Below are 21,548 nucleotides of genomic sequence, written 5' to 3'. Positions count from 1 at the left end.
AACGAGAACAATGATTATGGAAACAGGAAATAACCATGCTTGATTTTGAAAAAGCGCAACGAATGAGCCTGACGATGCAGGTCGAAGTGAACTTAAAAAGCGCGTTGATTATTGGTGCCCTGAAGCCCGGTGCCCGTTTGGTCACCCGGGACCTGGCTGAACAACTTGGAACCAGCATTACCCCGGTTCGGGAAGCACTGCTGCGATTGGTCTCTTCCGGAGCACTACAGGCCACACCGGCGCAGGCGTTTTTGGTGCCGCAGGTGTCGCTCCAGCGGTATAACGAAATCAATCAGATCCGTAAGTCGCTGGAAAGCATGGCCGCGTCGACGGCGGCATCGCTGATGACGGAGGAAAAGCTGCGGGTGTTGCGCAGCCACGTTGAGGCCTTCCATGATGCCAAAGCGCAGGGCGATATGGAGGAGGCGTTACAGTCCAATTGCCGGTTCCGTTTTCATCTGTATGATTACGCGGAAATGCCGACGCTGACCGCGCTTATCGAACAACTGTGGGTCCGTATTGGGCCGTGCTTTAATTTTTTACATCCGCTGTCGTGCGAAATCTTTAAACAGGATCGTTATTATGACGATCTGCTGAGCGCGCTGGAAAAAAGAGATCAAGCAGAGAGTGGGGCGGCGATTTGTCGGGCCATCGATCAGGGTGCTGCTATTTTGCAAAAACAGTACGTAAATTAATGCAGATAATTAATTTAGGTTATTAATGAATGATTCGCGTGCCGGGTATTCCGGCACGCTGATTATATTACTGGAACTGATAAGCCACCGATAAACCCACACCATAATTACGGCCAGGCGCAGGCTCGTAATAACGACCGTTAGATTCGTTCACAATCACCGAACCCACGTATTCGCGGTCGAACAGGTTATCGACGCGGCCAAAGACATCCATTTTCCAGTTGTCGGCGATGTTGAATTTATAACCGGTATTCAACCCCACCACGGTCCACGACGGCGCTTTGGCAGTGTTTTCGTCATTGGCCATGATATCGCTCAGATAGCGGATATCACTACCCGCGTACCAGCCCATCTCTGGCTCATAGCCGAACGAGGCGTAACCCATGTTGCGCGCAATCCCTGGTATACGGTTGCCGTTGCAGTTGGCGTCATCACAGACGTTGCTGCGGTAGGTCGCGTCCAGCCACGTCCAGGCGGCTTTCAGTTTCCAGCTTTCACCGAACTGCTGATCGAGCGACAGCTCCGCACCCTGACGACGGGTTTTACCGGCATTTTTATAGGTGGTGCGCCCGCCGCTGCTGGTGTCGGTCACGATTTCGTTATCGGTGTCGGTCTGGAACAGGGCGGCGGTCAGCAGGCCGTTGCCAATACGCGTTTTACTGCCGATTTCGACCGTTTCGTTAGTCGATGGCTCGAGGCCGAAGTTCAGCCCGCTCTGGTTATCCGGGCGATAGGAAAGTTCGTTGATGGTCGGCGTTTCAAAGCCGCGTCCCGCTGAAACATACACGTTCCACGCATCGGTCACCGCGTATTTCAGGGAGCCTGCCGGGAGCCATTTATGGTAGCTGGCCTCGCCGCTGTCGTCGCCGTTACCCGGCGTGACGTAGGAATCGTTGGAGTCGAACCACACCGAGCTATAGCGCACGCCTGCGTCCAGCGACAGTTTATCGGTCAGCTGCCATTGGGTTTGCAGATACGGGTCGAGGTTCCACATCAGGTTACGCTCGTTACGGCGCATCGCGCCTTGCTGACCGTATTCCGGCACGCCGTTATCCACCACAAAGTTTTCGTAACCTTTGCGCTTTTCGCTCATGTTTTCGTAATCGAGGCCGGTGGTAAACGTGACCGGTACCAGCAGTTCGCCGCGGTGCGTCCAGCGGGTATCAATGCCCTGATAATGACGGTCGAGATCAATTACGCCGCCGGAGTGGGAAGGCTTGAGCTGTGGCGCCATCGGGATCGACTGATACTGCGTGGTCTGGCGTTCCCCGGCATACATCATCACGCTCAGATCGTCGTTTTCGCTCAGCTGGCGCTCATAGCGCATTCCCGCTTGGGTCTGTTTGATATCTTTGCGGGTGTTGTACTGATCACCACGCGGTGATTGCTGCGGATTGTCGCGCCATTCGCTGTAGCTCAGCCCGCCCGGATCGTTAGCTTTGATATCCACGCTGTTGAACATCAGGGTTAATTTGCTGACATCGTTAATCCGCACGCCGAGTTTGGCGTTGGCGAGGTTTTTACGCGCGCCGCTGTGGTCGCGATAACCGTGGGTGTCGAAACGAGTGGTGGAGACGGTGTAATCCACATCACCGGCGTGCGTCCCGTCGCCGACAGCGCCGCTGGCTTTCAGGCCGTAGCGCCAGCTGCCATAGCTGCCGTAATAGCTGCTGGCTTCAATGGTCGTCGGCTGCTGCCCGGTTTCGGTAGTGACGTTGATCACCCCGCCGGAGGAGTTACCGTACAGCGCGGAGAACGGGCCGCGCAGGACGTCGATATTTTCAACGCTGCTGATGTCGATATTCGAAGTCTGGCCCTGGCCGTCCGGCATCGTGGAAGGAATTCCGTCCACATAAATACGAATGCCGCGCACGCCGAACGTCGAGCGGGAGCCGAACCCGCGAATAGACAGTTGTAAATCCTGGGCAAAGTTCTGACGGTTCTGCACCTGCAAGCCGGGCACCGAACCGAGGGATTCAGACAAGTTCACGCGCGGCGCGGCATGGCGCATATCGTCGCCATTCACCACGCTGACGGCGGCGGGCGTATCGAGTTCAGAGATACCTTGCGGGCTGGCGGAGACGACCATCGTCTGTTCGTCGGCGGCGACCGCGTCTGGCAGTGAAAAGAGCGGTAAGAGTAATGCCGGAAGCGCGGCCGTGCGGACAGTAATGATTTTCATGCAATTCTCGTGATAATGAACCAAATGGAACAACTGTGAATATGTTACTGCTTTTGTAAATTATTTGAAAATCATAACGGCACTTAACGTTAAGTGAAGGTTTAACAATGGCACATTTAAAGCGAAACGACGGAATTATCGCTGCCCTTTTGGGTGAATAATGATTATTATTCTCAACAACTAACGTGGCGCAAAGACGCTACGAGCAGGAAGCATGTCGGGCAATACATAATTTTGTCTTTAAAAGGGAGTCGTCATGTCTTTACGTCATATGTCCATGCCGCGTTTGCGCCGTTCTCTGCTGTTATCTTCCCTGTTGATCGCGGGCTCATTTAGCGCCCATGCGGCGGATGAAATGCTGCGCAAAGCCGTCGGCAAAGGGGCCTACGAAATGGCGCTCAGCGAGCAGGAAAATGCGCTTTGGGTGGCCACGTCACAGAGTCGTAAAACCGACAAGGGCGGGGTGATCTATCGTCTTGATCCGGTCACGCTGGAGGCGACCCAGCTGATCCACAGTGATTTAAAACCGTTCGGCGCGACGATTGATAACCAGACGCAGACCCTGTGGTTTGGCAACACCACCAACGGCACAATCACTGCCATCGATGGCAAAACCGGCGACGTAAAAGGGCGTGTGGTGCTGGATTCACGCCAGCGCAGCGAAACCGTGAAGCCGTTGCAACCGCGCGAGCTGGCGTCTAATGACAAAACCAACACCGTGTACGTGACCGGCGTCGGCAAAGAAAGCGTGGTATGGGTGATTGACGGCGCAACGCTGAAGCTGAAAGCAACCATCAGCGGAACGGGTAATCGCAGCACCGCTCTGGCCCTGGATAACGAAGCGCAGCGCCTGTACACCGTGAGCGCAGACGGTGAGCTGATCACCATCAACACCGCCAGCAACAGCATTTTGACTCGTCAGAAACTGGTGGATGACGGCAAAGAACACGCATTCCTGAATATCGCGCTGGATACCGCCAATCACCGCGCTTACATCACCGATTTCAAACAGCCGGAGCTGCTGGTGGTGGACTACCGCGACGGCAAAGTGTTGAATAAAATCGCGGTGCCAGAATCGCTGGCCGTGAAGTTCAACCCGGTACGCCATGAAGTCTACGTCACTCACCGCAAGGCCGGGAAAGTCAGCGTGATTGATGCGAAAACCCATAAAGTGGTGAAAACCATCGATACCCCGACGTACCCGAACAGTCTGGCGCTTTCTGCTGATGGCAAAACGCTGTACGTGAGTGTGAAGCAGGAATCTACCCGCGAGAAAGAAGCGACGCAGCCGGATGACGTGATTCGTATTACGCTGTAATCCACAAAAAAGCCCGGCAAGCTTTCGCTGCCGGGCTTTCACAATCCTGCCCGGTGGCGCTTACGCTGACCGGGCCTACCACTACTTCACATCGTCCGGATGAACCGGCGCGGTACTGTGAATTTCATTCACGCGCTTACGCACGCCAAACCAGCCCGCGACCAGCAGCACGGCCAGCAACGGAATCGAGCCGATGGTGTACGTGCCGTTCGGGTAATCGAAGGCCATCAGCACCAGAACGCTGAGCAGGAACAGCAGCGTCAGCCATGAGGTGAACGGCGCGCCTGGCATTTTGAAGCTGACGTCCGCGCATTTGCCTTCTTTGATGAACTTACGCAAACGCATCTGGCACACCACGATAAATGCCCAGGAGGCGATAATGCCGATCGACGCGACGTTCAGGACAATCTCAAACACCTGTGAAGGCACCAGATAGTTCAGGAACACGCCAAACACATACACCACCAAAGTGGCGAGGATGCCCGCGTAAGGGACATGTTGTTTGCTCATTTTGGACATGAACTTCGGCGCGGAACCGCCCATCGACATTGAGCGCAGAATACGGCCCGTCGAATACAGACCGGAATTCAGACTGGATAGCGCAGCCGTCAGAACCACCATGTTCATCACATCGCCAATATAAGGCACGCCGAGCTTGGAGAAGAAGGTCACAAACGGGCTTTGCCCCGCCTGATACGCATTCCACGGCAACAGCAACACCAACAGCACCACCGAGCCGACATAAAACAGACCGATACGCCAGATAACGCTGTTAATCGCCTTCGGCACCATGGTCTGCGGATCTTTACATTCACCCGCCGCCGTACCGACCAGTTCAATCGATGCAAACGCAAACACGACGCCCTGAACCAGCACCAGCGCAGGCAGCAGGCCGTGCGGGAACAGGCCGCCGTTATCGGTTATCAGATGGAAGCCGGTTGCCGCGCCGTCGAGCGGTTTCCCGCTGCCGAGGAAAATCGTCCCGACCACCAGAAAGGCGACAATCGCCAACACTTTAACCAGTGCGAACCAGAACTCCATCTCGGCAAACCACTTCACGCCGATCATGTTCATGGTGCCGACAATCGCCAGTGCGCCGAGGGCAAAGACCCACTGCGGCACATCGCCAAACGCGCCCCAGTAGTGCATGTACAGCGCCACGGCGGTGATGTCGACTATCCCGGTCATCGCCCAGTTGACGAAGTACATCCAGCCCGCCACGTAGGCGGCTTTTTCGCCGAGGAATTCACGCGCGTAGGAAACGAAGCTGCCGCTGGACGGACGGTGAAGCACCAGTTCGCCGAGCGCACGAAGAATAAAGAAGGAGAAAATACCGCAGACCAGATAGACGATGGCGAGAGAAGGGCCCGCCATCTGTAAACGTGCACCGGCACCTAAAAACAGGCCCGTACCGATTGCGCCGCCGATGGCGATCATCTGAACCTGACGGTTGCCCATCGCCTTGTGATAACCCGCTTCATGCGAGTTCAGCCAGCGGCGCTTAGCTGCGTGATGCTCCGCCGCGCTGTCGTGTTTTGTGTTCATCAATGTATCCTGATTACCTGTCTTTACCCCAATCTGGGGCCCAATAAAGTCCCGCTGCGAGTAAACGATTGCGCAGCAGCACACTATGCTGCCTTTCTCAGGATTCTGATGCAGAGATAAGGCAAAACATGGCGCAGCATCCTACCTGCAAATGATTAGCGACGCAAAACATACCCGCCGATCCAGTGACCAACGTCGAAACAATTCGTGTGGTCAGATCTGCTGATTAATCAGAAACTAACAGAACAACGCATTGGTAGGGATTCCAGTCAGTTACGACAAGCGTAGGGCATCTATCAGCAAAGCAAATGCCGCTGTGTGCTGGCGTCTTCCTGGGTAGTAGAGGTAATAACCGGGGAATGGCGGGCACCAGTCTTCGAGTACTCTCACCAGTTTTCCTGATGTAACCGCGTCGAGAATGGCGTCTTCCGGAACGTAGGCAAATCCGAGTCCGGACAGCGCGGCGTCGATACGCTGCGGCAGGGTATTAAGTGTTAATTGGCCCTCGACCCGCACCCGTAAAATTTGCTCACCCTGTTCAAACTCCCAGGCATACAGACCGCCGCGCGTCGGCAGACGCATGTTAATGCAGCGATGTTGTTCCAGCTCGCGCGGAGAGAGCGGGGTACCAAACCGCTCGACGTAATCGGGCGACGCCACCACCGCCATGCGCATCTCAGGGCCAATTTTCACGGCGATCATATCTTTCGCCACCTGCTCGCCGAGGCGAATGCCCGCATCGAAACGCCCGTCGACGATGTCCGTCAGACCGTTATCGACCGTGACTTCAATATTAATATCCGGATAACGCTGCATAAACGGCACCAGAGCCGGCCACAATAGCGCGTTCATCGCGTGTTCCCCAGCGGTCAGGCGAATGTTTCCGGTCGGTTTATCACGCAGTTCGTGCAGGGTTAACAGCTCCTCTTCGATTTGCTGGAGCTGCGGCCCGAGACGAGTCAGCAGTTTTTCTCCAGCCTCTGTCGGCGCGACGCTGCGCGTGGTGCGGGTCAGCAGACGAACGTCGAGACGCGCTTCCAGATTACGCATCGCGTGGCTGAGCGCTGATTGCGAAACGCCAAGCTGCGCCGCCGCACGGGTAAAACTGCGCTCACGGGCCACAACCATAAAAGAGAGCAGGTCGTGAATGTTTTCTTTCAGCATCGTTTTACCTCATTCATGAATCACATTCATAGTTCCAATCTGATTATGCAGTCTAATCCTCAACGGCGATCCGCGCTACGCTGAATACATCAACCAGGAGGAAGTATGAAAATTATTCGTAGTGGTTCACAGCCGTCCGTTACCGGACCAGAACAATGGTTTACCGGCAAGGTCAGAATTGACGCGCCGTTTCAGGCAACAGACCCGGCAAAAGTCGGTGGGGCAACGGTGACGTTTGAGCCGGGCGCTCGCACCGCATGGCATACGCATCCACTGGGACAAACGCTTATCGTGACCCAGGGCCGCGGCTGGTTGCAGGAAGAGGGGCAGGAAGCGCAGGCGCTGAACCAGGGCGATATCGCGTGGATCCCGCCTGGCGTGAAACACTGGCACGGTGCCAGTTCAGAAACCGCTATGACGCATATCGCCATTGCTGAATCCGAAAATGGCTCGCCTGTGACCTGGCTCGATAAAGTTACGGACGAAGAATACGCCGGACGTTAATCAGTAACGTATTCAAAACCATTGATGCAGGCCTGGAGACTAAATTCAGGCCTGCATTTGCTATTTGGACGCCAGGATGGAAGTGATGAGAATTAACGTGGTTGGCACCAGCGGTGTGGGAAAATCCACGCTCGCGCGCCGTCTGGCAACGTACTTAAATGCACCCTATATCGAAATGGATACGCTTTACTGGCGCCCAGATTGGCAGGGAACACCAGATGATGAACTGTTTGCTCGACTGGAAGAGGTACTGACCGCCAGTGAAAGCTGGGTGCTTGACGGAAATTATAACCGCACGCGACCGGTGAAATGGCGCAATGTGGACATGATCGTGTGGGTGGATTATGGCTTCTGGCGCACACTACGTCAGGCCGTCGGCAGAGCATTATTCCGGGCATGGACTCAAAAGGAACTGTGGCCAGGCACCGGAAATCACGAGACTTTTCGACGCTCTTTTTTTAGCCGGGACTCCATTATTTTATGGACGCTAAAAACCTTGCATAAAAATCGGCAGCGTTATTTGGCAGATATGCGCGATCCGCAATTTGCCGGACTGGCCTTCGTCAGACTGCGAAATCAGGCCGATACTGACGCTCTTATTGCGAAATTAAGGGCAACAACTCGCCACTGATATCTAATTTTGTGCTGAGCAAATGTAAATAAATTGTTTCTCACGCGCATCAACCCCTTCTAATAATGCAGACATGTTCCTCATCAAGAGCCTGCGACATGTCTTATCGAATCAGTATTCTGGATAAAAGCCCACTGGCAGAAGCGCAGGCGCTGAACCAGGGATATATCGCGTGGATCCCGCCGGGCGTGAAACACTGGCACGGTGCCAGTTCAGAAACCGCGATGACGCATATCGCCATTGCTGAGTCTGAAAATGGCTCGCCTGTGACCTGGCTCGATAAAGTTACGGACGAAGAATACGCCGGACGTTAATCAGTAACGTATTCAAAACCATTGATGCAGGCCTGGAGACTAAAAAGGGTTCTTGCGATTCACTTAAACGTTAAAGGGGCGTAATGCCCCTTAGTATTTAAGCTGTAGCTCTTTCATTCCATGAGTCTGTATACTGGATATTCCCATCACAATACTTCCACGTTATGCGCTCGTATCGTAATTCAATACGTTCCATATGGTTACACTTTTCTACTGTTTTGGTATTGTACATGACAGGCGTGACGGCAACTATTTTCACATCCTCTAAAAGCATGTTGAAGTATTCAACTTCTTGCCCTGCATCATTGATACAGTACCATTTAATTTCTGCGCTTTTTAATGACTGACCCGTAGCAACGGCTTTATAAAGATATGGGCTTGAGCTATCAAATTCTTTTTCCACTATCATTGGGGCATGAATACGAGCCCCGGTAATTTTGCCTGTATTATTATCTGTAGGGATGTGCAAGCCATGACCAAAAGCAATAACTTCAATACTTCCTTCACGATCATACACATCGCATGAACCTTTAATTATCGCGCCACCATCATCTTTAAGCCACAAATGTGAGGGAATAGCCATTTTAAACTCCTTTTCAAACGTAAAGCCAGTGACCAGCTTTTGCTGATTCTACAAGCATTTTCAGTGTTAACGGTTCTGGTTCAATCCACTGCCATTGATTCTCTTTAGAGCGTAAGCAATTGAGTGGCATAAATGTCTCTTCGTTAGGCCAGTATTTATTAAAAGAAAAATCTTTATTATCCACCTGGAATTTTTCAAAATACTGCCCAAGGATGTCTATGGCATCCTCATCTGCCCACGGATACTTCCCAGTGGAAAGGCTGGTGTTAAGAGTTAGCGCTGGACGTTTAAAAAATGGAAAGACACGGCCATTCCAGTTTTCGTTATACCAATCCATAACTTGCTGCTCTATGTTTTCTGAATCACTCATTCAGTACCTACCATAAACGGTCAGAAGGATGGGCAAGGGTGTTGTATTTATTTACAGCTTTGAATGTGATAGTCGATACATCAGCAGCAAGTATAATCCACCCAACTACCGGGATTGTTCTTCCAACAAACGTACCTAATTTTTGCGTCATAACCTTTTTAGCATTTGGAGGGAAGCCAATCCATGTGGGTAATCGAACAGGCATCATCCGATTCCTAAATAATTTCCTTGAATAAATTGAAGCAACGGAGGTTCCCGGAGTTGCTCCAGCAAATTTACCCGCAACGGTAACGCTGTTAGAACCAAGGTACACCCCTGCGACTGCAGCTATATCAGATAGGCCGAAATGGTCCAGAGTTTCATCAATCATAATCCAGAAAAATAATTCGCCAGCACTTAGGTTAGATGACCCATCATAGAAGTATGTCCCATTCAACTCCTCTACTGTATCCATGCAATCCCTTACAATAACCATGGTCAAAGGTTGATAGTAGTACCACAGACAGGAAGGATAAAATAATTAAATGGATGTGAGCACTTTAAAGCGATAGGTTCTTATTTGGATATTTAGTGACACCTTATCCTTGGCTCCGCTTATCCCTGTCAATAACTGCAAATGGGTGAAAACGTTAGCCAGTCGGTCGTAGCCGAGAGCTGGGCTGAGATTGAGGTAAATACCTTAGACGGCTGACCTTCGTCAGACTGCGAAATCAGGCCGATACTGACGCTCTTATTGCGAAATTAAGGGCAACAACTCGCCACTGATATCTAATTTTGTGCTGAGCAAATGTAAATAAATTGTTTCTCACGCGCATCAACCCCTTCTAATAATGCAGACATGTTCCTCATCAAGAGCCTGCGACATGTCTTATCGAATCAGTATTCTGGATAAAAGCCCACTGGCAGATGGCGAGACCGCATCTCAGGCACTGGCACACACCTTAACACTGGCGCAACAGGCTGATGCCTGGGGCTATCACCGTTTATGGATTGCGGAGCACCATAATACGCCGCAGCTGGCGAGCCCGTCTCCAGAGGTGGTCATTGGCTGGCTGCTCGGGCAGACGAGCCGTATCCGTATCGGGTCCGGGGGCGTGATGCTACAACACTACAGCCCGTACAAAGTGGCGGAAAACTTCAATCTACTGGCGTCATTGGCTCCGGGGCGTGTTGATCTCGGCGTCGGCAAAGCGCCTGGCGGCCTGCCGCACTCTACTCGCGCGTTGCAGCAGGGCGTCGATCCGCAGCAGAAGGGAACGTTCGCTGATCAGCTCGCGCAACTGGACAACTGGCTATCGCTGACGCGTGCGGAAAGCGCCGATGCAGTACTGGCGACGCCTGTTCCACCGCAGCGTCCGGACGGTTTTCTGCTGGGCGCGAGTCTTGAAAGCGCAGAGCTGGCCGCCCGACTGGACTGGAACTTTGTTTTTGCGGCGCACCTCAACGGCGATAAAAATTTGCTCCGTGACGTGCTGACCCGCTGGCGCGACCGCAGCCTGCGGGATGCGATAGTCGCCGTACAGGTGATCGTCGCGGCAGATGCGGCACAGGCCGCGAAACTGGCCGCGCAGGTGGAAGTCTGGGGCGTGCGGCTGGAAAACGGTCAGCGCGTGTCGGTGGCCAGCCAGCAGCAGGCCGACGCTTTTGCACATCAGGCGGGCAGCCCGGCGGTGGAAATTGTGCGCCGTGAATCGGCGGTGATTGCCGGTACCGCGCGCCAGGTCCATGACCAGCTCGATATCCTGCATGACACCTTTGGCATCGATGAATTTATTATCGATACGCCAGTGGCTGAGGGGGCTTCCCGCCTGGCGTCATTGCGCCTGCTCGCCGAAGAACTTAACCGCGCGGAGGTGCTGTCATGAGCTTAGAACAACAGCTGATTACCTGGCGGCGTGAACTGCATCAGTTCCCGGAACTGTCTTTGCAGGAAGTGGCGACCACCGCGCGCATTCGCGACTGGCTGCAAAGCGCCGGGCTGACGATTCTGCCGTATGCGTTGAAAACCGGCTTGGTGGTTGAGATTGGGCAGGGCGAGAAAGTGGTTGCGCTGCGTGCAGATATCGACGCGCTGCCGATTGAAGAAGCGGCCGACGTGGCGTTCCGTTCACAAAATGCAGGGGTGATGCACGCTTGTGGGCATGACGTTCACACCAGCGTGATGCTGGGCGCGGCGCTGCTGCTCAAAGCCCGCGAAGCGGAGTTAGCGGGGCGAGTACGTATTCTGTTTCAGCCTGCCGAAGAGAGTTTTGGCGGCGCAAAAACGCTGATCCGCGCGGGCGCGCTGGAAGGTGTTTCCGCCATTTTCGGTATGCATAACGAACCCGGGCTGCCAGTGGGCGCCTTTGCCACCCGCGGCGGTGCGTTCTACGCCAACGTAGATCGTTTCGTGGTGCGGGTGCACGGAAAGGGCGCCCACGCAGCCCGCCCTCATGAAGGACAGGATGCGATCCTGCTCGCCAGCCAGTTGGTGAACGCCCTGCAAAGTGTTGCCAGCCGCGAGGTAAACACTCTGGATTCGTTGGTACTGAGCGTGACGCGCATTCAGGGCGGTAATACCTGGAACGTGCTGCCGGAAAACGTCGAGCTGGAAGGTACGCTGCGCACCCATCGCACCGACGTTCAGCAACAGGTTAAAGCGCGAGTGAGCGAAATTGCCGCCGGGTTTGCTGGCGCGTTCCGATCGCAAATCGACGTTATCTGGCACGCGGGGCCAACTGCGCTGGTGAATACCGCCGAATGGGCCGAATTCGCCACCACCGTGGCCGACGAGGTGGGCTATCACACCGCCATCGCAGATTTACACATGGGCGGTGAGGATTTTGCGGTGTATTTACAGCAGACGCCCGGCGCCTTCGTCAGTATCGGCAGCGCCAGTGAATTTGGTTTGCACCATCCGGCGTTTAATCCGGATGAAAAACTGATCGTCCCGGCGGCGCATTATTTCGCAACGCTGGCAGAAAAAGCCTTACAGCACCTTTAATTTCATTCTCAATTTATATTACCGGCAGGGTAAGGAGTCATTATGTCTACAGCACGGCAATTACGGCTTGGCACGATATTACATGGTGCGTCGGGAAATATGTCTGCCTGGCGCCATCCGGCAGCGCAGGCCGACGCCAGTATTAATTTTGAGTTCGTGAAACAGACGGCATTAAAAGCGGAGCAGGGCAAGCTGGACTTTATTTTTGTTGCAGACGGGCTGTATATCAACGAAAAGTCGATCCCTCATTTTTTAAATCGCTTTGAGCCGCTGACCGTCTTATCGGCACTGGCGAGCGTGACGCAGCACCTCGGTCTGGTCGGCACGCTGTCGACGTCTTACAGCGAGCCGTTTATTACCGCCCGTCAGTTCGCCAGCCTCGACCATCTGAGTAACGGCCGTGCGGGCTGGAACGTGGTGACGTCGCCGCTGGAAGGTTCAGCGAAGAACTTTTCACGTGCGCAACACCCCGAGCACGCGCTGCGCTATCGCATCGCCGATGAATATTTGCAGGTGGTGAAAGGGCTGTGGGATTCCTGGGAAGACGATGCGTTTGTGCGTAACAAAGCCAGCGGACAATTCTTCGATGCGGCAAAATTGCACACTCTCGATCATCGCGGTGATTTTTTCCAGGTCGCCGGGCCGCTGAATATTGGTCGCACGCCGCAAGGTAGGCCGATTATATTCCAGGCGGGTGCGTCGGATGACGGCAAGAAATTAGCCGCCACCCACGCAGACGCTATTTTCACGCATCATGAATCTCTGGCAGAAGCGCAGGACTTTTATCGCGATGTGAAAAGCCAGCTCGAAGTTCACGGTCGTCGGGCTGATGAATTGCATATTTTCCAGGGCGTGAGCGTGATTGTCGGGGACGATGCCGACGATGTGGAGCACCAGTATCAGACCACCGCCGCGCTGGTGTCAGTGGAAGACGCGCTGAATTATCTCGGGCGTTATTTCGAGCACCACGATTTCAGCCAGTATCCGCTGGATGAATCTTTCCCTGAACTGGGTGACCTCGGGCAGAACAGTTTCCGCAGCACCACCGATGAAATCAAACGCAATGCGCGCGTACGCGGATTAACCCTGCGACAGGTGGCGCTGGAAGCAGCCAGTCCTCGCCCACGCTTTTCCGGCACGCCGGAAGAGGTCGCCGACGCCTTACAGCTGTGGTTCGACAGCTACGCCGCCGACGGTTTCATCATTCAGGGTGGCACGCCGGATACCTTCCCGCGCTTTGTTGACCGCGTAGTGCCGGTGTTGCAGGCGCGCGGCCTGTTCCGTCAGGACTACCCGGGCACCACGCTCCGCGAAAGTCTCGGGCTGACGCTGCCCGTTAATCAGTTCACACAATAATCGCCAGAACTGTTCACAGAACAATAACAGAGACTTCACCATGCAAAAATCATCGTTGCTGCTGGCTATCGCGCTGGCATTTTCCGGGCTGGCGCAGGCCAGTGATGTCACCATTAACGGCACTGGCGTCAGTGTCGAGGCCAATAAAATGCCGGTGAATACTGACAAGAATCCGTCGGCGATAGCCCAGCTGCCCGCGGGCTTTAAACCGGCGGTACCGGGCAAATTCACCGTTGCGGTGGCGGGCCTGAATCAGCCGCCGCTGACCGTGTTTTCCGATGACAACAAAACCCTGCTCGGCAGCGAAGTGGATATCGCCCGTCTGGTCGCCGACAGCCTCGGGTTGCAGCTCAACGTGGTGGTGACCTCCTGGGAAGACTGGCCGCTCGGCGTGGCGTCGGGAAAATATGATGCCGCGGTCAGCAATATTACGGTGACTAAAGAACGTAAAGAGAAGTTTGATTTCGCCACCTATCGCAAGGATTCACTGGGTTTCTACGTTAAATCGGGCAGCTCAATTGGCAAGATTGAGAAAGCGGAAGATATCGCCGGGCTGCGGATTATCGTCGGTTCCGGCACCAACCAGGAAGCCATCCTGCTGGCGTGGAACGCGGAAAACGTCAAAAAGGGCTTAAAACCGTTTATCCCGGTTTATACCAAAGACGATGCGGCACAAACCCTGGCGCTGCAGTCCGGGCGCGCTGATGCCTTTTTTGGCCCGAACGTGATTGGCGCGTGGAAAGCCGCACTGAATGGAAAAACACAGCTAGTCGGCAGCGTCGACGGCGGTTGGCCGAAGGCGGCGCACATCGCCGTGACGCTGAAAAAAGGCAGCGGTTTAGCTGAACCGGTACAAACCGCGCTGAACGGCGTCATCCAGAACGGCGACTACGACAAAGTGCTGAACCGCTGGGGCGAAGGCGTGGAGCGCATTCCGCAATCTGAACTCAACCCTGCCGGACTCGGCGACTGAGGAGCCTGACCATGACTGAACGCTTTCGTGATGTTTCCCCGGAAGATGCCGAACTGGAGCCGATTTTAGACGGCCTGTTCGCGGAATATGCCGCGCGCTATGGCGACTACTTTTCGCGTGATGCGGAAGTTGAGCTGACCGAGTGGTATCTCGCGCCGCAAGGATTGTTCATTGTGCTGGAGCGCGACGGCACAATTATTGCCACCGGGGCGTACAAACCGTATGACGCCCAAACGGCGGAAATTAAGCGCATCTGGACCGACAAATCGCTGCGTCAGCAAGGGCTTGCCGGGCGCGTGGTGGCCGAACTGGAACGGCGGGCACAGCTTGCGGGCTACGTGCAGACGTATCTGACCACCGGTTTTCGCCAGCCGGAAGCGGTGCGTTTGTATCTCAGCCAGGGCTACCAGCCGCAGTTCGATATAGAGCGCGACCCGGAAGAGTACAGCCGTCCGCCGTTTGACGGCCGACTTCGGTTCACCAAAGCGCTGGCGTTGCCGGTGCTCAGCAAAAGTGCCTGAGGAGTGACGATGAAGAGCAACGAAACCATCAAAGTGGTGCCCGCGCGTTATCCGCTGCGCATCGTCGGGGCGGGCGTGGCCCTACTGGTACTGGCCATTGTGGTGCAGTCGGTGGCCTTTAATCCGCGCTGGGAATGGGCCGTGTTTGCCCGCTGGTTCTTCGACCCGGTGATTCTGGAGGGGCTCGGACAAACGCTGCTGTTAACGCTGCTTGGCACGGTGCTCAGCGTGATTTTTGGTGGCCTGCTGGCGCTGTGCCGGTTGTCGTCCTCATGGTTGCTCAGCAGCCTGGCGTGGGCGTACATCTGGCTGTTCCGCTCGTTGCCGCTGATCGTGGTGCTGATCGTGCTGTACAACTTTTCGTATCTCTACGACACGCTGTCAGTCGGCATTCCGTTTACCGGGATTACGTGGGCCAGTTACCAGACCATTAACGTGCTCGGCCAGTTTTCGACGGCGGTGGTGGGTCTGACCCTGGTGCAGAGCGCCTACACGGCTGAAATCATTCGCGGTGGTTTTCTTGGGGTCGATCACGGGCAGTATGAAGCCGCGTCGGCGCTCGGTTTACCCGCCTGGCGACGCACGCTGCGCATCATTTTACCGCAGGCGCTGCGCACCATTTTGCCGTCCGGTTTCAACGAAATTATCAGCCTCGCAAAAGGTACCGCGATGGTGTATGTGCTGGCGATGCCGGAGCTGTTTTACACCATCCAGATGATCTACAACCGCACGCAGGAAGTCATTCCGCTGTTGATGGTGGGCGCAGTGTGGTACCTGGTGATCACCAGTTTCCTCTCCGCCATTCAGTATTTGGTTGAACGGGCGCTGGCGAAGAGTGAACGCCGCTCCGCCGTGAACAGCAACCGCAGTCGCGCCGCGGTCTCTACCGCCACACCAACCCCGGAGGCTGCTCATGCTCAACTCTCCTGAAGGCCATATTTCGATTACTGGCGTCAGTAAATTTTTCGGTCGCCATAAGGCGCTGGATAACGTGTCACTGGAGATCCCACCCGGCACGGTGACGGTGATTTTGGGTCCGTCTGGCTCGGGAAAATCGACCCTGTTGCGCACCATTAATCATCTGGAGCGCGTCGACGAAGGCTTTATCCAGATTGACGGGGACTACATCGGCTATCGCCGTCAGGGCGATAAGCTGTACGAGTTGAAAGAGAAAGAGATCCTTCGCCAGCGCGTGAACGTCGGCTATGTGTTCCAGAATTTCAATCTGTTCCCGCACATGACGGTGCTGGAAAACCTGATTGAAGCGCCGGTTGCGCACCGCCAGCTCAGCAAAAAACAGGCCACGGAACGCGCTTATGCGCTACTGGACGTGGTCGGCCTGCGCAATAAGGCCGATGCCTGGTCGCGCCATTTGTCCGGTGGGCAGCAGCAGCGCATTGCCATTGCGCGGGCGCTGACGCTCAATCCGCGGGTGATGTTGTTTGATGAACCGACGTCGGCCTTGGACCCGGAACTGGTGGGCGAGGTTCTGGACGTAATCAAAAAACTGGCCCGTTCCGGTACCACGCTGGTGGTGGTGACCCATGAGATTGGTTTTGCGCGGGAAGTGGCGGACCAGGTGGTCTTTATGGTCGACGGCAAAATCGTGGAGCAGGGCGAAAGCGACGCGGTCCTGAATCGCCCGCAGCATCCACGTACCCGACAATTTTTATCAAAGGTGTTGTCATGATTCGTGGGACGATTTTTGGCATGGTGCTGTTCTCCGGGAGCGCGTTGGCGGCGGGAAGCATTGATTTGCACGCCAATGAGCAACCGTTGCCGGTGGTGCGTGATGAGGCGGCGATCGCGAAGATCCCCGCCAGCTATAAGTTTGTTGAACCGGGCACGCTGACGGTGGCGATTTCTGCGCTTAACTCACCGCCGTTGGCGCTGCTGGCCAGCGATAACCGCACGCGGATCGGCAGTGACCCGGATATCGCCCGACTGCTGGCGGGGAGTCTGGGTTTAAAGCTGAAACTGGTGCCGACGGCGTGGGAAGACTGGCCGCTCGGCATTACTTCTGGGCGTTATGACGTGGCGCTGGTGAACATTGCGGTCACTGAGCAGCGCAAAGAGAAGTTTGATTTTGCGACCTATCGCGTCGATTCGCTGGCATTTTCGGTGAAAACGGGCAGCCCGATAACGACGGTGAAGGGCCCGGCAGATCTCTCCGGCAAGAAGGTGATCGTCGGTTCAGGCACCAATCAGGAACGCATTTTACTCGGCTGGAATGCTGAAAACGAAAAGGCAGGGCGTGCGACCGCGTTGCCGGTGTATCTGACCGATGACGCCTCCGCCAATCTGTATATTCAGTCCGGGCGCGCCGATGTGTTCTTCGGGCCGCAGTCCGTTTCGGCTTATAAAGCGGCGCTGAGCGGGAAAACCACCGTCGTCGGTTTGGGGCCGAAAAAAGCATATGTGGCGACCACCACCAAAAAAGGGAATCAGCTGGTGTATGCCCTGCAAGCCGCACTGAATGGCGGTATTGCCCGGGGTGAGGTGCAGCATATTCTGGCGCGCTGGGGAGAAGGCGATGAAGGCGTGGCGCAATCCGAAGTGAACCCGCCGGGGATCACTTATCCCTAAATGCGGGCCACCGGCGTGCAGAAAAAAATGCTGTGAGGTAATTTTTAATCAGTGCCGGCTGGATAGCCGGCGTAAGATTAATGCTGTTTTTCGAGCGCTTCCCACAGACCCAGGAGATAGGTGACCCCTAAAGCCCGATCGTATAAACCATATCCGGGACGGCCAGTTTCACCCCAAATAAAGCGTCCGTGGTCAGGGCGGATATAGCCATCAAAGCCATTATCATGCAGCGCCTTCATCACTTTGAACATATCCAGCGAACCGTATTGCGATAAGTGCGCTGATTCGTAAAAATCTTTATTTTTGATGATCTTGATATTTCGCACGTGGGCAAAATGAATACGTTTACGTTGCGTAAATTCAGCCAGAATGTCGTAAACGTTATTATCAGGATCTTCGGCAATGGAGCCGGTGCATAACGTAATCCCGTTGGCTTCTGAGTCCACCGCATTGCACAGCCAATCCAGATCGTCACGATTTTTCACGACCCGCGGCAGCCCGAAGATGGAATAGGGAGGATCGTCGGGGTGAATTGCCATTTTAATCCCGACTTCTTCACAGACCGGGATGATAGCTTTCAGGAAATAGACAAGATTTTCACGTAATTTGTCGTCATCAACGTCTTTGTATTGCGCAAACAGCTCCTGCACTTTAGCCAGACGTTCTGGCTCCCAACCGGGCAGGGCGAAACCGTTTGAATTATCGAGAACATCCTTAACAACATCTTCCAGACTTTTGTCGATGCCTTTCTTTTCGAAAGCCATCGTCAGAGAGCCATCCGGTAAGACATAGTTCATATCCGTCTTCATCCAGTCAAAGACTGGCATGAAGTTGTAGCAGATGACTTTAATGCCAATCTCAGCCAGATTGCGGATAGTAGCCTGATAATTTGCGATATACCGGTCGCGCCCTGGGCTACCGATTTTGATCTCATCGTGAATATTCATGCTTTCAATCACTTCCAGCTTCAGACCCGCTTCACGCGCCTGAGAGGCCAGCGCATGGATTTTATCTTTTGGCCAGACTTCGCCCACGGGAACATCGTACAACGCCCCCACAATCCCTTCTACGCCTGGCACCTGACGGATGTGTTCCAGGGGAATCTTATCTTCTGCTGGCCCAAACCAGCGCATTGTCATTTGCATGTTCATCACACCTTTAGCTGAAGTCTAACTGCCATACTAGTATCTATGCTAAAGGCTTTTCAGGATGCGTTTTCCGACATCAATCACAAAACGGACCGATGAAGCGGGGGACGTCGCCATTGACGCGTCCAAAACCTTATGCAGGAATCTGGTCCATACTTTTGTTTCTGCATCAATGGGAGGCAAACGTATGTTAACGCTCTATGGCGTGCCGGGCTGGGGCTCGGCAATCAGCGAAGTGATGTTGACGATGGCTGAGATGCCGTACCATTTTGTCGACGTGAATGGTTTTGATAATCCCGGCCCGCAGCATGACGTGCTGGCGCAAATCAACCCGCTGTGTCAGGTGCCGACCCTGCGGCTGGACGATGGCAGCGTGATGACCGAATCCGCCGCGATTGCATTGATGATCCTCGACCATCACCCCGAACTGGCACCGCCCGTTGGCTCGCCGCAGCGCACGCTGTTTCAGCGCCTGCTGGTGTGGCTGGTGGCGAACGTCTATCCGACGTTTACCTATGCCGATTACCCGGAACGCTTTACGCCCGACGCCCCGGAACAGCTGCAAAATAGCTGTATTGCTTACCGAAAAACGCTGTATCAGTGGCTGGATAAACAGCTAGTGGGGCCGTATGCGCTCGGTGACAACGTCACGTTGCTCGATGCCTACATCGTGGTGATACGCACCTGGGGCCCGCGCGCCGCGTGGTTTGCCGAGAACTGCCCGCGGCTGAGCGCCATTGCAGACCACATCGAAAAGCGTGAAGAACTGCACCGCGTCCTGATCGCGAACGACATCTTAACTGCACAAAACGCTAATTAAGCCGCTGAGAAGATGATAGTTTTAGGGAACACAATAAGGAGACCACCATGCCGCATGTAGCCATTAAATGTTTTCCCCGTGACCTGAACGACGAACAAAAAGAGGCGCTGGCCGCAGATATCGCCGCCGCCATTACCCGTCATCTGGGCAGTAAAGACGGCGCAATCAGCGTCGGTCTGGAACAGGTGGCAGAAGCCGACTGGAAAGCGCAGGTCTGGGATAAAGAGATTGGTCCGCAGCTCGATACGCTGCTGAAAAAGCCCGGTTACAGTCTGTAAGAATTAGCCCCAAATGCCCGGCGGCGCTACACTTGCCGGGCCTACAAACGTCGTCCCGATAAACCCAGGCACCGACCCCCCGTTTTGATGGCCCGATAAGCCCAAGCGTCGAGCCTCTGTTTTGTAGGCACGATAAGCGCTAGCGCCATCGGGCACGATTAACCCGCACGTTGCTGAAGCCGTTTTACCGCTTCCGCCGCCTGAGCGCCCAGCTCGCGCAAATCCAGCCCTGCAATCACGTCGTTTTCGACAATCACTTTTCCCTGACACAGCAGCGCTTTCAGCGTCGCACGCCCGCCACAGGCCACCGGGCCGATTGCCACATCGTGTAAACCGAAATAGCGCGGGTCGTCGAGCTGATACAGCGCGATATCCGCAGGCATCCCTGGGCGTAATTCCCCGGTATCGAGCCCAAGCACCGCCGCGCCGCCGGACGTTCCCCAGCGGATCACATCCTCTATGGTGGCCGCATCGCCGCCGCCTTCGAAAGTGCCGCCGTCATAGCGCGGACGGGCGAGCATCCCTTTGCGTGCGCGCTGTAGTTGCCAGGCGGCGTGGGTTTCACTTTGCATATCGGCGGCTTCGTTGGAGGCCGCGCCGTCCACGCCGATGGAGATTTTTACCCCAGCCTGTTCCAGGGCAACGATATCCGCGATGCCGCTCCCGAGCCGGGCGTTACTTTGTGGACAGTGAGCGATCCCGCTGCCGCTGGCACCGAGCAGGGCAATTTCTTCCGGCAGCAGTTTCACCAGATGCGCGAACCACACGTCATCGCCGATCCAGTCCTGTTCGGCGCAAAACTGCAGCGGCGTCATGCCGAATTTCGCCCGTGACGCATCGAGATAATCGACCGTTTCCGACAGATGGCTGTGTAAACGCAGGCCCAGCGCCCGCGCCAGCCGCGCGCTTTCCCGCAGTTCCTGCGCGGTGGTCGAGTGCAACGTGGTGGTCGGGGCCATCACGACGCGACGCATCGCATCCGACTGCGGCTGGTGAAACTGCCCGGCGAGTCGTTCGACGTCCTGCATCCAGTCGTCAAAACGTTCTGGGCGCAAGGCCGTCGGTAACGCGCTTTCCAGACCGCGCGTTTGCGTTGCTCCGCCCCGGCACAGCACGAACCGCACGCCGAGCGCCTGCGCTTCCTCAAACAAAATGGCGGCCCCGTCGAACGGCATTCCCGGCCAGTACAGATAGTGATGATCGGCCACCGTGGTGCAGCCGGAACGGACTAATTCCACCAGCCCAATCCGCGCGGCGAGGCGAAACGTCTCGGCATCAAACGCGCCACGAAAACGGTAGGGCGTTGAGGCCAGCCAGGCGCTGAGGCTTTGGTTGAGCCCTTGCGGTTCGCCCTTGAGCAGCGACTGGAAAAGGTGATGATGCGTATTCACCCAACCCGGGTACGCCACGCAGTCGCGGGCATCAATCACTCGCTCATCGGCGTTTGGCGTCAGCGTCCCGATGGCGGCGATTCGCCCGTCGGCCACGCGAATGTCGGTCCCGGTACTGCGCGGTGTTTCGCGGTTCCCGGTCAGAATGGCGGTACAGCCTTTAATCAGTAGCGTGCTCATGGTTAT

20 protein-coding genes and 2 pseudogenes are annotated in these 21,548 nt (G+C 55.3%); 14 read left to right on the top strand and 8 right to left on the bottom strand.

What is annotated here, in order from left to right; translation table 11 throughout:
- The first annotated feature begins 35 nt into the window (after window positions 1–35).
- Window positions 36–695: a GntR family transcriptional regulator gene (locus A8O29_RS11940; RefSeq protein WP_125352308.1), complete on the top strand. Its 660-nt coding sequence runs from the start codon at window positions 36–38 to the stop codon at window positions 693–695.
- Between the two features lie 67 nt (window positions 696–762).
- Here the strand turns inward: A8O29_RS11940 and pqqU are convergent, their stop codons facing one another.
- Entirely contained in the window at window positions 763–2,877 is a 2,115-nt protein-coding gene (gene pqqU, locus A8O29_RS11935; RefSeq protein WP_125352310.1) for a TonB-dependent receptor PqqU, read from the bottom strand.
- A 256-nt stretch (window positions 2,878–3,133) separates the two neighbouring features.
- Between pqqU and yncE the strand changes: the two genes are divergently transcribed.
- Window positions 3,134–4,195, top strand: coding sequence for a 7-bladed beta-propeller protein YncE (yncE, locus tag A8O29_RS11930; protein ID WP_125352312.1), 1,062 nt, complete (start codon window positions 3,134–3,136; stop codon window positions 4,193–4,195).
- Between the two features lie 81 nt (window positions 4,196–4,276).
- Here the strand turns inward: yncE and ansP are convergent, their stop codons facing one another.
- The gene (gene ansP, locus A8O29_RS11925) at window positions 4,277–5,740 is read right to left on the bottom strand and encodes an L-asparagine permease (RefSeq protein ID WP_125352314.1); all 1,464 of its coding nucleotides are present in this window, start codon (window positions 5,738–5,740) and stop codon (window positions 4,277–4,279) included.
- Window positions 5,741–6,013: 273 nt separating this feature from the next.
- Complete coding sequence (locus A8O29_RS11920; protein ID WP_125352316.1) at window positions 6,014–6,904, bottom strand: LysR family transcriptional regulator; 891 nt, start codon at window positions 6,902–6,904, stop codon at window positions 6,014–6,016.
- Window positions 6,905–7,009: 105 nt separating this feature from the next.
- Here A8O29_RS11920 and A8O29_RS11915 point away from each other — a divergent pair, with 105 nt between their 5' ends.
- From A8O29_RS11915 to A8O29_RS11905, 3 genes and pseudogenes are all read left to right on the top strand, one after another.
- Window positions 7,010–7,408: a (R)-mandelonitrile lyase gene (locus tag A8O29_RS11915; protein ID WP_125352318.1), complete on the top strand. Its 399-nt coding sequence runs from the start codon at window positions 7,010–7,012 to the stop codon at window positions 7,406–7,408.
- A gap of 85 nt (window positions 7,409–7,493) precedes the next feature.
- The gene (locus A8O29_RS11910) at window positions 7,494–8,039 is read left to right on the top strand and encodes an AAA family ATPase (protein ID WP_125352320.1); all 546 of its coding nucleotides are present in this window, start codon (window positions 7,494–7,496) and stop codon (window positions 8,037–8,039) included.
- A gap of 140 nt (window positions 8,040–8,179) precedes the next feature.
- A pseudogene (locus A8O29_RS11905) lies at window positions 8,180–8,353 on the top strand (cupin domain-containing protein); the annotation flags it as partial.
- Window positions 8,354–8,450: 97 nt separating this feature from the next.
- Here the strand turns inward: A8O29_RS11905 and A8O29_RS11900 are convergent.
- Genes A8O29_RS11900 through A8O29_RS11890 form a run of 3 tightly spaced genes read right to left on the bottom strand, consistent with a single transcriptional unit; the run spans window position 8,451 to window position 9,760 of the window.
- The gene (locus A8O29_RS11900; protein ID WP_125352322.1) at window positions 8,451–8,936 is read right to left on the bottom strand and encodes an Hcp family type VI secretion system effector; all 486 of its coding nucleotides are present in this window, start codon (window positions 8,934–8,936) and stop codon (window positions 8,451–8,453) included.
- Between the two features lie 13 nt (window positions 8,937–8,949).
- Window positions 8,950–9,306 carry a DUF1493 family protein gene (locus tag A8O29_RS11895; protein WP_125352324.1) on the bottom strand — a complete coding sequence of 119 codons (357 nt, stop codon included), beginning with the start codon at window positions 9,304–9,306 and terminating at the stop codon, window positions 8,950–8,952.
- A 7-nt stretch (window positions 9,307–9,313) separates the two neighbouring features.
- Window positions 9,314–9,760: an STM2901 family protein gene (locus A8O29_RS11890; RefSeq protein WP_125352326.1), complete on the bottom strand. Its 447-nt coding sequence runs from the start codon at window positions 9,758–9,760 to the stop codon at window positions 9,314–9,316.
- 409 nt (window positions 9,761–10,169) lie between these two features.
- Here A8O29_RS11890 and A8O29_RS11885 point away from each other — a divergent pair, with 409 nt between their 5' ends.
- From A8O29_RS11885 to A8O29_RS11850, 7 genes and pseudogenes are all read left to right on the top strand, one after another.
- On the top strand, window positions 10,170–11,171 hold the full coding sequence (locus A8O29_RS11885; protein WP_125352328.1) for an MsnO8 family LLM class oxidoreductase: 1,002 nt from the start codon (window positions 10,170–10,172) through the stop codon (window positions 11,169–11,171).
- Window positions 11,168–12,289 carry an amidohydrolase gene (locus A8O29_RS11880; RefSeq protein WP_125352330.1) on the top strand — a complete coding sequence of 374 codons (1,122 nt, stop codon included), beginning with the start codon at window positions 11,168–11,170 and terminating at the stop codon, window positions 12,287–12,289. The genes A8O29_RS11885 and A8O29_RS11880 overlap by 4 nt, the downstream gene beginning before the upstream one ends.
- A 42-nt stretch (window positions 12,290–12,331) precedes the next feature.
- Window positions 12,332–14,618, top strand: a pseudogene (locus tag A8O29_RS22740) (NtaA/DmoA family FMN-dependent monooxygenase).
- Between the two features lie 11 nt (window positions 14,619–14,629).
- Complete coding sequence (locus tag A8O29_RS11865) at window positions 14,630–15,139, top strand: GNAT family N-acetyltransferase (protein ID WP_125352336.1); 510 nt, start codon at window positions 14,630–14,632, stop codon at window positions 15,137–15,139.
- Between the two features lie 9 nt (window positions 15,140–15,148).
- Entirely contained in the window at window positions 15,149–16,069 is a 921-nt protein-coding gene (locus A8O29_RS11860) for an amino acid ABC transporter permease (RefSeq protein WP_125352338.1), read from the top strand.
- Window positions 16,053–16,829 carry an amino acid ABC transporter ATP-binding protein gene (locus A8O29_RS11855; RefSeq protein WP_125352340.1) on the top strand — a complete coding sequence of 259 codons (777 nt, stop codon included), beginning with the start codon at window positions 16,053–16,055 and terminating at the stop codon, window positions 16,827–16,829. The genes A8O29_RS11860 and A8O29_RS11855 overlap by 17 nt, the downstream gene beginning before the upstream one ends.
- A 20-nt stretch (window positions 16,830–16,849) precedes the next feature.
- A complete protein-coding gene (locus A8O29_RS11850) occupies window positions 16,850–17,725 on the top strand; it encodes a transporter substrate-binding domain-containing protein (RefSeq protein ID WP_125352365.1) in 876 nt (291 codons plus the stop codon).
- A 77-nt stretch (window positions 17,726–17,802) separates the two neighbouring features.
- On the opposite strand, the gene uxuA is transcribed toward A8O29_RS11850, so the two are convergent.
- Window positions 17,803–18,870, bottom strand: a complete 1,068-nt coding sequence (gene uxuA / locus A8O29_RS11845; RefSeq protein ID WP_125352342.1) for a mannonate dehydratase — start codon at window positions 18,868–18,870, stop codon at window positions 17,803–17,805.
- 190 nt (window positions 18,871–19,060) lie between these two features.
- On the opposite strand from uxuA, the gene A8O29_RS11840 reads away from it, so the two are divergent.
- Window positions 19,061–19,693, top strand: a complete 633-nt coding sequence (locus A8O29_RS11840) for a glutathione S-transferase family protein (protein WP_125352344.1) — start codon at window positions 19,061–19,063, stop codon at window positions 19,691–19,693.
- A gap of 47 nt (window positions 19,694–19,740) precedes the next feature.
- Window positions 19,741–19,971: a tautomerase PptA gene (gene pptA, locus A8O29_RS11835; RefSeq protein WP_125352345.1), complete on the top strand. Its 231-nt coding sequence runs from the start codon at window positions 19,741–19,743 to the stop codon at window positions 19,969–19,971.
- 158 nt (window positions 19,972–20,129) lie between these two features.
- On the opposite strand, the gene A8O29_RS11830 is transcribed toward pptA, so the two are convergent.
- On the bottom strand, window positions 20,130–21,542 hold the full coding sequence (locus tag A8O29_RS11830; RefSeq protein WP_125352347.1) for an amidohydrolase family protein: 1,413 nt from the start codon (window positions 21,540–21,542) through the stop codon (window positions 20,130–20,132).
- Window positions 21,543–21,548 lie beyond the last annotated feature (6 nt).

The organism is Scandinavium goeteborgense (assembly GCF_003935895.2).
In the GTDB taxonomy this organism is placed as follows: Bacteria; Pseudomonadota; Gammaproteobacteria; order Enterobacterales; family Enterobacteriaceae; genus Scandinavium; species Scandinavium goeteborgense.
Note: the sequence above shows the minus strand (reverse complement) of the source record. Positions and strands in the feature narration are given on the sequence as shown.